The 13,030-nt window shown below is 66.9% G+C and carries 12 protein-coding genes; 9 read left to right on the forward strand and 3 right to left on the reverse strand.

Annotation, left to right across the window (positions count from 1 at the left end; genetic code table 11):
- Nucleotides 1–129: 129 nt before the first annotated feature.
- Together CJ179_RS31365 and CJ179_RS31370 are read left to right on the forward strand one after the other, a co-directional pair.
- Nucleotides 130–3,186, forward strand: coding sequence for a serine/threonine-protein kinase (locus CJ179_RS31365; RefSeq protein ID WP_095864050.1), 3,057 nt, complete (start codon nt 130–132; stop codon nt 3,184–3,186).
- Between the two features lie 134 nt (nt 3,187–3,320).
- Nucleotides 3,321–3,710, forward strand: a complete 390-nt coding sequence (locus tag CJ179_RS31370; RefSeq protein ID WP_072943318.1) for a hypothetical protein — start codon at nt 3,321–3,323, stop codon at nt 3,708–3,710.
- A 194-nt stretch (nt 3,711–3,904) separates the two neighbouring features.
- Here CJ179_RS31370 and CJ179_RS31375 read toward each other — a convergent pair whose 3' ends face one another.
- A complete protein-coding gene (locus CJ179_RS31375; protein WP_095862218.1) occupies nt 3,905–5,596 on the reverse strand; it encodes an IS1634 family transposase in 1,692 nt (563 codons plus the stop codon).
- Nucleotides 5,597–5,778: 182 nt separating this feature from the next.
- Here CJ179_RS31375 and CJ179_RS31380 point away from each other — a divergent pair, with 182 nt between their 5' ends.
- Nucleotides 5,779–6,273 (forward strand): hypothetical protein, encoded by a 495-nt coding sequence (locus CJ179_RS31380; RefSeq protein WP_072943320.1) that lies wholly within the window; start codon nt 5,779–5,781, stop codon nt 6,271–6,273.
- Nucleotides 6,274–6,405: 132 nt separating this feature from the next.
- A complete protein-coding gene (locus CJ179_RS31385; protein WP_072943322.1) occupies nt 6,406–7,668 on the forward strand; it encodes a protein kinase in 1,263 nt (420 codons plus the stop codon).
- Between the two features lie 42 nt (nt 7,669–7,710).
- Here CJ179_RS31385 and CJ179_RS31390 read toward each other — a convergent pair whose 3' ends face one another.
- On the reverse strand, nt 7,711–8,352 hold the full coding sequence (locus CJ179_RS31390) for a poly-gamma-glutamate hydrolase family protein (protein WP_244163813.1): 642 nt from the start codon (nt 8,350–8,352) through the stop codon (nt 7,711–7,713).
- 3 nt (nt 8,353–8,355) lie between these two features.
- On the opposite strand from CJ179_RS31390, the gene CJ179_RS53005 reads away from it, so the two are divergent.
- The 5 genes from CJ179_RS53005 to CJ179_RS52210 all read left to right on the forward strand — a co-directional run bounded on the left by CJ179_RS53005 (nt 8,356) and on the right by CJ179_RS52210 (nt 11,604).
- A complete protein-coding gene (locus CJ179_RS53005; RefSeq protein ID WP_244163814.1) occupies nt 8,356–8,634 on the forward strand; it encodes a hypothetical protein in 279 nt (92 codons plus the stop codon).
- 91 nt (nt 8,635–8,725) lie between these two features.
- Nucleotides 8,726–9,091 (forward strand): peroxiredoxin, encoded by a 366-nt coding sequence (locus CJ179_RS31395; RefSeq protein ID WP_095863990.1) that lies wholly within the window; start codon nt 8,726–8,728, stop codon nt 9,089–9,091.
- A 95-nt stretch (nt 9,092–9,186) separates the two neighbouring features.
- Entirely contained in the window at nt 9,187–10,152 is a 966-nt protein-coding gene (locus CJ179_RS31400; RefSeq protein WP_095863991.1) for a nucleoside hydrolase, read from the forward strand.
- 311 nt (nt 10,153–10,463) lie between these two features.
- Entirely contained in the window at nt 10,464–10,934 is a 471-nt protein-coding gene (locus tag CJ179_RS52205; RefSeq protein WP_095863992.1) for a helix-turn-helix domain-containing protein, read from the forward strand.
- Nucleotides 10,935–10,938: 4 nt separating this feature from the next.
- On the forward strand, nt 10,939–11,604 hold the full coding sequence (locus CJ179_RS52210; protein ID WP_218834849.1) for an IS630 family transposase: 666 nt from the start codon (nt 10,939–10,941) through the stop codon (nt 11,602–11,604).
- A gap of 24 nt (nt 11,605–11,628) precedes the next feature.
- Here CJ179_RS52210 and CJ179_RS31415 read toward each other — a convergent pair whose 3' ends face one another.
- Nucleotides 11,629–12,762: an IS630 family transposase gene (locus tag CJ179_RS31415; protein ID WP_095863993.1), complete on the reverse strand. Its 1,134-nt coding sequence runs from the start codon at nt 12,760–12,762 to the stop codon at nt 11,629–11,631.
- Nucleotides 12,763–13,030: the final 268 nt, after the last annotated feature.

Genomic DNA, 13,030 nt, shown 5'->3' on the forward strand with positions numbered 1-13,030 from the left:
TGCTGGACACGGCGGTTCCCGTCGGCATTCGACGAGAGAATTCCGCGTTTCGCCCTTGAGAGAGAAAGATATTCGCGTCTTCGACGCTGAACGCGCCGACGTGGATGTCGGATGGAACTGAGGCGCTCGATGGCAGTTTTCGACCCAGACGCGACCCAGGCGGCGTCGATCCGCGCAGTCGGCCACGGGATCGTGGCGGAGTTGGACGCTGCCGGTTTCGCGGGTGCCGAGGAGGTCGGCCGGGGCGGGTTCGGTGTCGTGTACCGCTGTCTGCAGCGTTCGCTCGGTCGAATCGTCGCAATCAAGGTCCTGACGTCGGACCTGGACTCCGAGAACCGCGAGCGGTTCCTGCGGGAGGGCTACGCGATGGGCGGGCTCTCCGGCCACCCGAACATCGTCAACATTCTGCAGGTCGGCGTGACCGAGACCGGTCGCCCGTACATTGTCATGCATTACCACCCCCGCGACTCGCTGGCGGTGCAAATACGCAGAGAAGGTCCGCTGCCCTGGCCGGAGGCGATCAGTATCGGAGTGAAGCTGGCGGGCGCACTGGAGACGGCGCACCGGACCGGCACCCTCCATCGCGACATCAAACCCGCGAACATCCTGCTCACCGACTACGGCGAGCCGCAGTTGACCGATTTCGGCATTGCGCACATCGCCGGCGGCTACGAAACCGCCACCGGCGGGTTCACCGGATCACTGGCGTTCACCGCACCGGAAGTCCTCAACGGCGAATCGCCGACCGCACGTTCGGACGTCTACGGTCTGGGCGCGACGATCTTTTCGCTGATCGCGGGGCGGGCGGCGTTCGAGCGGAAGACCGGCGAGGAACTCGTCGCGCAGTTCGTGAGGATCAGCACCCTGACGGTGCCGGACCTGCGCGCTCAAGGCATCCCGGACGGTGTGTGCGCCGTCATCGAGAGGGCGATGGCGTCGAATCCGTTCGCTCGGCCGGCGTCCGCCGAAGAGTTCGGACACGAACTCCAAGCCGCGCAGCGACACATCGGGTTGCGTTCGGACGCGATGGCGCTGGCACCCCTGGAACCCGCCCAGCCGGCCGAGTCGCATCCGTCGGCGGCGGATGCCGGTGGCTACCGTCAGATCCGGTTCGAGGATTCGGACGGTCAGCGCCCAGTCTTCGCACCGACCGAGCAGATCCAGCCGGAGTCGCACCCCTCGGGCCCGTTCTGGCCACCGACGGGTCCGTCGCCCTGGCCGCCGACGGGTCCGTCGCCCTGGCCGCCACCGGGAGTGCCGGGGAGCAGTCGGCAGGCCCGCACCCGGCGGCGCCGCATCCTGACCGTGCTCGCGCTGGTGGTGGCGCTGGTGCTGGCCGGTGGTGGTTACCTCGTGTTCAGGGAGGCAACCGGACCCGGCGCCGCGGGACCGACCGCCCAGCAAGCGGGTGAGCCCCCGGCCGTCGACCCGACCGCGGCGTGGCGACCGGTCGCCGACGCCCGGGTCGCCCGTCAGCAGACGGCGACGACAGTCGCGGACGGCACCATGTGGGTCTTCGGAGGGTTGGACGACAACGGTGTGTCCGCCCGGCAGGAAGGCTACGACCCGGCCATCGACACCTGGAAGGCCGGCCCCGATCTCCCCGTCCCGCTCAATCATGCGATGGCCGTCACCTACAACGACGAGCCCGTACTCATCGGCGGATGGCAAGCGAAAGGCCAGAACCTGACAGCCGTCGCCTCCGCTCGGGTGATGGCCATGCGCGACGGGCGATGGGTCGATCTGCCCCCGCTGAACGTGCCGCGGGCGGCCGGTGCCGCGGCCGTGGTGGGCGACAAGATCGTGGTCGCCGGGGGACAGGCGGACGGTGGACTGGTGGCTACGACAGAAGTGTTCGACGGAACGAAGTGGACGACGGTCCCGAACATCCCGACGCCACGGGAGCATCTGGCAGGCGTCTCGGACGGGAAGTACTTCTACGCGATCGGCGGGCGCGATCTGGCGTCGGATCAGAACACCGCCGCGGTCGAACGTTTCGATCCGGCTGCGGGAACGTGGGCGACGCTGCCCGGCATGCCCACCCCCCGCGGCGGGCTCGGAGCGGCGTTCATCGACGGCCGCATCGTCGCAGTCGGCGGTGAAGAACCAACCCGGGTGCTCTCCACGGTCGAGGCCTACGACGTGATCGCAGGGACGTGGTCGCAATTGCCTGCTCTGCGCACGCCGCGGCACGGGATGGCGGTCGGCGCGGTCGGCAACACGGTGTACGCGGTCGGCGGCGGCATCAAGCCCACGCACGCCGAATCGACAGCTGTTTCCGAGGCGCTGCAGATCGCGCCACGCAAGACGCAATGGGCACCGGCGTGGCGTCCGCTGAGGGACGCGCCGATCGCCCGCCAGCAGACCGCGACTGCCGTCGCGGACGGGACGATCTGGGTGGTCGGCGGACTCGACAATGTGGGGTCGACCCCGAAGGTCGAGGGCAACGACCCGGCCATCGACACCTGGAAGGCCGGTCCCGACCTTCCGGTCCCGCTCAATCATGCGATGGCCGTCGAATACGGCGGCGAGTTGGTGGTCCTCGGAGGCTGGGTGCCGGAAGGGCCGAACCTTACCGGTACGACGTCGGACCGGGTGCTCGCGCTGCGGGACGGCAACTGGGTGGACCTGCCCCCGCTGAACGTGCCGCGGGCGGCCGGTGCCGCGGCCGTGGTGGGCAACGAGATCGTCGTCGCCGGGGGTCAGGCGGAGGGCGAACTGGTGGCGTCGACAGAGGTGTTCGACGGAACGAAGTGGACGACCGTCGAGGACATTCCGACGTCACGGGAGCATCTGGCCGGGGTGTCGGACGGGAAGTACTTCTACGCGATCGGTGGCCGCGATCTGGCGTCGGATCAGAACACGGCCGCGGTCGAACGCTTCGATCCGGTTGCGGGGACGTGGGCCGCGCTGCCCGGCATGCCCACCCCTCGTGGCGGGCTCGGGGCGGCGTTCATCGACGGCCGCATCGTCGCAGTCGGCGGTGAACAGCCGACCCGGGTGCTGTCGACGGTCGAGGCCTACGACGTCGCTTCGGCGACCTGGTCGGCGTTGCCGCCCATGCCCACCGGAGCTCACGGGATGTCCGTCGCGACGGTCGGGCACACCGTCTACGCGATCGGCGGTGCACTCCGGCCCACGCATGCCGAGTCCACCGCGACTGCGCAGGCACTCGATTTCTGGTGACAGCGACGGGTTGTCGTCCGGCAATTGCGCACTCTGAATGTCTTCTGTCCGTGTCGTTGTGCGCAGTAGAGGGGGGCTAGACTTGTGGTCGGGAGGACGAATATTCACACGAGATACGGGCCGGGAGGTTCGTGATGAAGGTGACGGCGACGGCCACCCGTCGCGGCGGATCGTGGGTGGTGGAGGTTCCGGGAGTCGAAGGCGTGCTCACCCAGGCTCGGCGGCTCGATCAGGTGTCCGCCATCGTGGCGGAGGCCGTCCATCTGGTCCGGGGTGTTCGGGCCGAGGACGTCGAGGTGGAACTCGACTACGAAATCGGAGATTCCGCGGCGCTCATGGAGGCCCGCGCCGCCCACTGGCAGGTCGAGTCTGCCGCCCACGCGCAGGAATGCGCAGCGCGGGCTTCGCGGGCCGCGGTGGCGCATCTGCGCCGATCGGGTCTCTCGGTGCGTGACATCGGTGTCATCCTCGACCTGAGCCCGCAACGAGTCTCTCAACTCGACCGTGCCGGCATTCATGCCTGATGGCGGTACGTGCGAAAACTGCACCGATCAATCGCGGATGCCGCAGCAGAGCCGGTGATCCGGCAACTTCCGATCCGGCAACTTCCGATCCGGCGACACTCGTGCGGCCCCTAGCGGGAGTTTCCGAGATTTGAGGCCGGGTCGGGGTGATTTCGCTGGTGGGCGCCGGTTTTCGGGTTGTGGGGGTGTATGACCTAAGTGGTGGGGGTGTAGCGGTCGAGGTCGAAGATGTGTGCGAGTTCGTTCTGGGTGGTGGTGGTTTCGGTGAGCATGCGCCGGGCCTTGGGGCGGCCGCCGGTGGAGGGGTAGATCAGGACGGTCTCCTCGATCCCGGCCAGGGCGGCGAGGAGTTGGCGCACCGACAGGTGGTGGCCGTGGGTGTCAGCTTCGCGGCGCATCAGGTGGGCGATCTGCAGGGCCAGCACGCAGGTGAAGGTGTGCACGGTGATGGTGTGGTCGGTGAAGTGGTGCATCGGGGAGAAGGACACCTCGTGGGGGTCCTTGAGTTGCCGGAATCCGAATTCGGCGTCGGATTGGGAGCGGTAGCCGTCGATCACCTCGGCGATGGTCCAGTCCTGACGGTCGGTGATCAGGATCCGTTTACCGAAGATTCTCTGCGTCAACTTGTTTCGGGCGTCGGTGTCGACGGCCCAGGTGAGCCGGAACTCGGCCGGGGTGTCCCCGTCCAGTTGCCAGGTGAGGATCTGCGCGCCCCAGGTGTCGGAGCAGATGTGTGCGATCGCGGCTTCGACCTGGTTGCGGTCGCGGCGGCTGTGTCCGCGGGCGAGGGTGGCGGCGAGTTCGTCGAGTTTGCGCCCGGCGGCGGCCAGGGTTTGCGTCAGGCCCCGGTCCTGGGCGTCGTGCAGGGTCGGGCTGTGGGTGAGGATCACCCGCTGGTCGAGGCCGTAGACCTGTTTGCGGGTGTGTAGTGCGGTGAGCCCGGCGAAGCGGTCGCCAGGCACCGGGCGGCGGCGGGAGGCCGGGAGATCGAGGAGGTCGGGGTGATCGCTGGGCGGGGTGGATCCGACGTAGTGCAGTCCGGCCCCGGTCAGGTGCGCGAAGTTCGCGGCCGAGTTCTGGCCGGCGTCGAAGACGACGGTGATGGTGCCGGTGTCGGTGCCCAACGCCCGGTAGCGGGCGGTGAGGGTGTCGATCATGGCCGGGAACTGGGTGACGTCGGGTTTGTTGCCCGGGTACGCGTGCCAGGTCAGTGGGATCCCGCCGTCCCGGGTGATCACCAGCCCGAGCCCGACCAGGCGCAGGTCGGTGCGTTTCTGTTTCGCCTTGCCGCGTTGGGCGATCGGCGCCTTGGTGTTGACGGAGGCGATGTAGGTGGCGAAGTTGGTCATGTCCAACGCCAGCGCGGTGGTGTCGAGCCCGAAGTCGGTGATCATCGCGGCGGTGATCGTCTGGGAGATCTGCTCGAGTTGACCGGGGGTCACCGCGTGCATCGCGTCCCAGAAGCGGCGGTGGTCGAGGTCGGTGGCGCGGATCTTGGTGAAGCGGTCCGCGGCGGTATGCGCCCACCAGTCGGCGATCCGCGCCTTCGAGCACGGGGCGGTGATCCGGTTGCACACCGCGACCGCCAGGTAGGTGCCGATCGAGCAGGGAGCACCGGCCACCCGCCCGCCGGTGATCTCATCGATCACGCCGATCACGTTGAGGCGCTGACACATCGACCAGACCGCGGCGACGTCCCCGAACGCGAGATGGCGGGTGCGCTGCGGCATCACCGCCGTGTCCCCGGCATCGAATGCCGCGGCCACGTCCGCCGCCGAGCCCAGGTACCGCTCGGAGATCATCTTCGGTTTGCCGTCCACCCGTGCCATCGTGCGCAGGTACCAGTACGTCTTGCCGTTGACCTTCTTCGAATACAGGCTGGACATACTTTAGGTCATACATGAATCCGGGTCGGCGATCAATCACCGAAACGGCGTGTCACCAGGACAAACTCACAACCGGCTCAAACCGGGAACCCCCACGCAGCCTCACATCTCGGAAACTCCCGCTAGGATGCAGGGGGGAGCCCTTCGCGCTGAACGGCTCGGGGCAAGGAGGGGGAATTCAGATGCGTGGAGCAGGAAAGCTTCTCGCCGGAGTCGGCATTGCAACGGTGATCGCAGCGGCCGGGCAGGGCATTGCTGTCGCAGCGCCCGAGGATACGACGGAACGTGTGACGACCCTGCAGGTCCCACCGATCGGGATGAGCCCGGTTCTCGCCGCCTACTTCACCGTCGACGCAGTCACGGGTCGGGTACCCGGAGTCGTGCGGTTTCGCACCGTGAGCGAGTGTTACGTCCTGAATCCCATCAGTGCGGACACGTGCATACCCGGACCGGGTAACGCCATGCGGGCGAATGCTGTGCGGGTGCACTGGCTGAACGTGAACACCGGGGCGACCGGCGCGGCCACGATCCCCATCGGAACCGCCGGGTCGACCGATTCGCCTCGCCCCGAGATCGACGTGGCCACCGGCAGCGGGCGAATCGTCGTCGGCACGATGGCCCCGGCCGAGTATCCACAGGCGTTGCTTCCGGGCTTCGGCACCTTCGACGTGCCCTGATCGTCTCCACCGCGAACCGCCGGGCGCCACCGCCTAGAATCTCGGTGGAGGCGGGCGCGCCTCTCCGATGTGTCGCCCGTCCCCGGTGCACAGTCCCGCAGACGCGGCAATTTCGATCGGCGGAGAGTGGCAATGCAAAGTGGAGCGTTATTCGGCAGATACCGGCTGGACCGGTCGCTGTCGGTGGACGAGAACGGCGAGGTGTGGGCGGCATTCGACACCGTCACCGCTCGGCACGTCGCGGTGCGGGCGTTGCCTCGGGACGCGAGCGAGGACGACGAATATTGTGATCGGTTCGTCCGTGAAGCAGGCATCGCGGCGCACATCCGGAACCCGCACGTGGTTGCGATCCACGACTTCGGGCAGATCGGAAACCGGCTCTACCTCGCGACTCCGCTCATCGGCGGAACGAACCTGCGGACAATCCTTCAGTCGGGCGGACCGATGGAGGCATCTCGCGCGGTCGGAGTCGTCCAGCAATTGGCCGCGGCGCTGGAGGCCGTGCACGCCGCGGGGCTGGTCGAGCGGGGAGTGGCGTCGGCGAACGTCGTCGTGCTGGACGGGGGACTGGTTCAGCTCACGGACGTCGGGCTCCCCACGGCTCCCGGCGCCGTGGCGGGAGTCCCCGGTCTGAGCACCGTCTTGTACGAGTGCCTGACCGGCGGGCAGTTCGCGTCGAACGGCCGGGAGTTGCCGTCGTCGAAGTTCTCGACGCTTCCCGTCGGCATGCAGGCTGTGATCGCACGCGGAACGGCAGCCGATCCCGCGCGGCGCTATCGGTCGCCGAGCGACCTGGCCGCGGCCGCCGCTCGCGCCGCGGCGACAGGTCCGCAGCCTGCCGCCGATCCCACTCCCGCGATCCCTCCGAACGACCGCAACCGCCGCCTCCTGCTCGCAGGGCTTGCGCTCGCCGCGATCATTGCCGTCGCGATCGTCGGGGGTGTGATCATCGGGTCGCAATCGGCATCACCCGACGTCGTGGTGCCCGTGCCAGCGTCCAGCGCGGCCGGGCCGACACCCGCCCCATCACCGACCGCCAGGGCGAACCCGACGGCGGCCGAGCAGGTGCCACCGGCCGCGGAGGCTCCGGTTCAGGACGAGGTCCCGCCGGCAGCAACTCCGGCGCCGCAATCACCGCAGGTGCTGCCGGCACCCGTGCCCGCACCGGCACCCGCGCCCGCGCCCGCACCCCAGGTGCTGCCCTGCTACCCCGGCTACGAGCACACACCGCCTCCGGACGGACCGTGTCTCCCGCCCGGCTCGCCACCGGTACCGGCACCCGTGCCCGCACCAGCACCCGTGCCCGCACCAGCGCCACCTCAGGTGCTGCCGTGCTATCCGGGCTACGAGCACACGCCGCCTCCGGACGGGCCGTGCTGGGCGCCCGGTGGGTGAGTCGCACCGGCGACGATTGGTATCGGCGACCAGATGAGGTGATCACCGACCGGCGTCCGCGGCGATCCAGGATTCGCAGACCCCGGTGACAGCGGCAGCGATGGCTTCTCCGTACAGCGTCCGCGCGGGTCGGGACTGTTCGATCTGAATTCCGCCCGCAGCGTCGACGGTGAGGCGGTTGACCAGGTTGGACGCGGAACTACCGCTGTAGCGTTCGCCGGGATCGGCTACGCGAACACGGACTCCGGTTCCGTCGAGTGCCTTCGCGACTGCGTTGAGGACATCCGATTTGAGGCGTGCGGGTGCACGGCCCCCGATGAGGACGTCGTGTCCTCGGTAGCCGTGGAACGACACCGCCCACTGGAATCGTCGTGCACCCAGGGAGCGTAGAAGCGGGAAGCTGCGCACACTGAGATCGCCCGACGAAATGTGCCATGCCCGGTATGCGTTGCCTGCCGGTCGCCACCCTTTGCACGTCCACAGCGTCGAATCGCGCGATCCGAGCGACGCGTAAACCTGCTCGGCCTGCCGATCCGTGCGGCTTTCGATGGCGCCGCCGTGCGGTGCGAGGACCACGAGGCGGTGGTGGTGCCCGTCGTCGTCGAGTCGCTCGACGAATTCACCCTCGACTTCGGCCTCTGCCTCGGAGATGGTGGGATCGATACACCGGAGGTCGAGGACCACCGCGTGTCCGGGCTCGGCGCCGATCCGACGGCATCCACCATCAGTTACCTGAACGGCGTCGATCCCGTGTGCATCTGCCTCCGGTATCAGTGTGAACAGTGCGGTCGTTCCCTGGTGACTCACCCGTGTCTGCTGACGGGGCTCGGCTCCGATCCGGGCCAGCAGGCGCGGGTGAATCCCGACATGCTCGGCGACGTTTGCGCTGGTGGAGCGACTCCGGCGGACTTCGAGGCGAACGGTGACCTTACTGTCGCCATTCCGCCGCATCGAAATCTGCTGTAACGGATGCTCTTCGAACACCTCCTCAGGTTAGACGCGATACTGTCCCCTCGGGCCCTTGTCGGCAGTTATCATGCGGCGAAGACTCGGATCCATGACTAATAAAGCAGTGGTCAGTCTCACCACCGGTCTCGAGGACGCCGAGAAGGTGACGGTTGCGTTTCTGGTCGCGGTCGGCGCGGCAGAACAACAGCGCCAGACGCTGATGTTTCTCACGAAGGAAGCGGTACGGCTCGCGCTCGACGGCACGATCCAGGGCGTCGCCTGCGAGGGTTGTCCGCCGCTTCCTGATCTGGCTGCACGATTCGAGAGCGCGGGCGGCACGTACATGGTGTGTCCGATCTGCTTCGAGGCCAAGCACCTCGACAAGGACGCGCTGGTATCCAATGCCGAACTCGCCGGGACGGTTCCGATGTGGAAGTGGATCGGTGACGAGGGGGCGGTCACGTTCAGTTACTGAAACGGCACGGGTGCGAGCGCTGCTGACTCGGTTAGACTGCGCACGAGTGCATTCGAGTCCGATTGGATGGCGGATCGCGGGGACAGGACGGGGCAGTGGTCGTTCGCTACGTACTCGTCGACACCGACACCGGCGTCGACGATGCCCTTGCCTTGCTTACCATTGCGCACGACCCCTGCGCCGAGATCGTCGGTGTAGGAAGCGTGTTCGGCAACTGCACCGAAACGCAGGCCGCGTCGAATGCCCTCACCGTCCTGTCTGTTGTCGGCCTTCGCGACGTTCCGGTGTGTATCGGACTGCCGCGTCCCGGGCCACCGCCCGCAACTCCGTCCGCACACGGTGTCGACGGACTCGGCGACCGCGGCCATCGGCCACCGCCGGGCATCGGTCCGGCGTCCGGTTCCGCCGTCGAGCAACTTTTCCACGCCGCGGAAGACCGGCCCGGATCGGTGGACCTGCTGTGCCTGGGACCGCTTGCGAACATCGCCGCCGCCGTCACACGCGACCCACAGATCCTGACGCGGTTCCGGTCCGTCACCATCATGGGCGGAATTGGATCCGCCTCGCGGAGAAGTGCCGAGGCCGCATTGCAACCACAGTTCCTCGGCAAAGGCGACACGAACACCAACCACGATCCGGCCGCGGCCGCGACCGTCGCGGCGGCGCCGGGGCCGATCACGTGGGTGGGAACGAATGTCACCGGCCGACTTCGACTGACCTGGGCCGACCTGGTCGCTCGCTCCGCATCGGGGAAGGTCGCGGCCTTCGTCCGCGACATCACCGAGGACTACCACCGGTACTGCACCAGCACCTACCGCGCAGAGCACCCGATCTACACCTCACACGATTCCGTCGCAGCCGCCGTGATGCTCGACCCGACGGTCGTGCTGTCCGCCACCGACGCCCAACCCCGGGTGCACCGGGTGGATGGGCGGTCGAGTGTCTGGGGCGTCACTCCGGCGCGGGGGCCGGTGCACCGTTTCGTGACCGACGTCGATTACCGCTCGATCAGAGACCGGATCGCCGCCACGCTCGACGCAGACATTTCCCGAAGCGACTGACGGTACGCGCGCCGTGGCGGACCCTGCCGCTCATACGGTGGCATCGAGCAGATGCAGTTCATCCGCAACGATCAGATCGACCTCGTCACTGGTCAGACCGGACAACAGATGTGCCGACAACATCGCTCTCACCTCCTCATTGTGCTTCTACCAATGAGTCGAATGAGCAAGCGCGATATCGACACCGTCGCCGAAATTCTCGGCAGGAATTTCCGGCGCTAGTAGCGTGTCGCTGCTTAGTTCTGCCTTGTTTCGTTTAAGTTGGAGGCGGCAGACTTCCCCTTCCCCTCTGCCGGTCAGGACCGTTGTCAATGCCTTCGCAGAAGAAGCGTCCGGTGACGTTGAGCTCGGCTGATCGTGAGTTCTTGGAACGGTTGACCACGACCGGGGTGCATCCGGCTTCGATGATCCGGCGGGCCCGGGTGTTGCTGGCGCTGGACACCTCGGTCGGGGCGGTCGATGAGAAGAAGGTGATCGCGGCACGGTTGGGGGTCTCGGGTGAGACGGTGCGACTGGTGGCCAAGCGGTTCGCTGAGACCAGTCAGGACGTGGAGGCCACGATCGGGCGCAAGCAGCGCGACCTGCCACCGGTGCCGTCGCAGATCACCGGCGAGATCGAGGCCAGGTTGATTGCGTTGGCGTGCACACAGCCCCCGGCGGGACATGCCCGGTGGTCGCTGCGACTGCTGGAGAAGCACGTCGCCCTGATCGACGACATCCCCGACCTGGACCACTCGACCATCGGCCGGATTTTAAAAAAACGAAACTTCGTCCTCACCTGAAGAAGTGCTGGACCATCCCACCAAGGCGAACGCGGAGTTCGCAGCCCGGATGGAAGATGTCCTGTCGGTCTACGCCCGCCCCCACAACCCCTCTCGCCCGGTGGTGTGCATGGACGAAAAGCCCTACCAGCTCCTCGCTCACGTGCGTGACCCGCTCCCTGCAGGCCCGGGACGCGATCTGAAGGAGGACTCCGAGTATGTGCGGCACGGGACCTGTTCGATCTTCTGCTGGGTCGAGCCTCTGGCCGGCTGGCGGCGTGTCGATGCCCAGCCCCGGCGCACCAAGATCGACTGGGCTCGGCAGGTCAAAGAGCTTCTGTGCGTGGACTACCCGGACGCGGAGACGGTGGTGCTGGTGATGGACAACCTCAATACTCACGGCATCGGATCGCTCTACGAGGCCTTCGAGCCGGCCGAGGCGTTCGCGCTCGCGCAGCGACTCGAGATCCACCACACCCCCAAACACGGCTCGTGGCTCAACGTCGCCGAGATCGAGCTCTCTGTGCTGACCCGCCAGTGTCTGGACCGGCGCATCGAGGACCTCGAGACCCTGGGCGCCGAACTCGCCGCCTGGCAACGACAGACCAACGCCGATCAACGCCAGGTCCAGTGGCACTTCACCACCGACGACGCCCGCATCAAACTCCGCCACCTATATCCCAACACTTAGCCGCGACAGTCTACTAGTGCCGCATCAGGCAACGTTTGCCTTGTTGACAATCTCCCGTAACTTCTCGTCGGCGGCGTGCTTGTTCCGCCAGATGATGTAGCGGCGGATCATGCTGGACTGCTCGCGATGAGAGGCATGGTCGGTGCCGTCGAGCGCGAAGTAGCGCAGTGCGGTGAACTGCGCCTCGATCCGGTTCAGCCACGAACTATTCGTCGGTGTGTAGGCGATCTCGACGTTGTTCGCCTCTGCCCAGTTTGCGACCCGACGACACCTGCGCGTGGTCAGGTGCGGCGAACAGTTGTCGCACACGATCGCCAGCCGAACGTCCGTCGGGTACAGGCTGCGGAGGTACCGGCAGAATTCGAGAAACGTCGTGCGGTTCTTGGTGAGCTTGACATGCCCGTAAAGCCTGTCGGTGGCCAAGTCGTATGCGGCGAACAGGTGCCGCACCCCCTGCGTCCGGTTGTAGGTCGCTCGCCGGCGGCGCCTCGGCTCCCGCTCGGGATCCTTGTGCCTGCCGCCGCGTTCGGCCCACTGCCGGCCCGGATGCGGCTGCAGGTTCAGCGGGCCGAACTCGTCGAGGCAGAACACCACCTCCGGCTCACTGGGCTCGGGCACGACCTCCCGGTCGGCGATCGCGTACAGGTGCTCGACGCGGGCCTTCTTGACCGCGTATTCCGGATCCTTCGAACGTTTCCAGGTCTTCACTTTTTGAAACGACACGCCCTCCTCTCGGAGCAGAACCCGCAGGCCCTCATGGCTGATGTCGTCGACCACCCCCTCGGCGACCAGGAAGTCCGCCAGCTTGGTCAGGCTCCAGGTCGAAAACGGCAGGTCGTGTTCGACCGGGGTGGACTTGGCGATCTTCTTGATCTCACGCCGTTCGGGCAGTGTGAACGTCTTCGGGCGTCCTCCTGCGTATTTCGGGTATAGCGAGTCGAACCCGTCGGTGTTGAAGTTATGGATCACATCGCGCACCCGATCTGCGCTGGTGAAACTGACTTCGGCGATCTTCGGGACCGGCATGCCTTGCGCGGACAGCAAGATCATCTGGGCGCGCCGCCAGGTCACCACCGACCCGGTGCCGCGACGGATGATCCGCACCAACCGATTGCCTTCGTCGTCGTCGAGTGGACGCACTCGTACTCGTTCCGCCACCCGACCAGGGTGACCGGTGTCGTGGCCGATATGCCGCAACCTGGCGGCGTGTCGCCAATCAGGGCAAAGGTTCCCGGGCACGGCACTAGTAGCGTGTCGCTGCTTAGTTCTGCCTTGTTTCGTTTAAGTTGGAGGCGGCAGACTTCCCCTTCCCCTCTGCCGGTCAGGACCGTTGTCAATGCCTTCGCAGAAGAAGCGTCCGGTGACGTTGAGCTCGGCTGATCGTGAGTTCTTGGAACGGTTGACCACGACCGGGGTGCATCCGGCT

This window comes from Rhodococcus sp. ACS1 (assembly GCF_002300155.1).
In the GTDB taxonomy this organism is placed as follows: domain Bacteria; phylum Actinomycetota; class Actinomycetes; order Mycobacteriales; family Mycobacteriaceae; genus Rhodococcus_F; species Rhodococcus_F koreensis.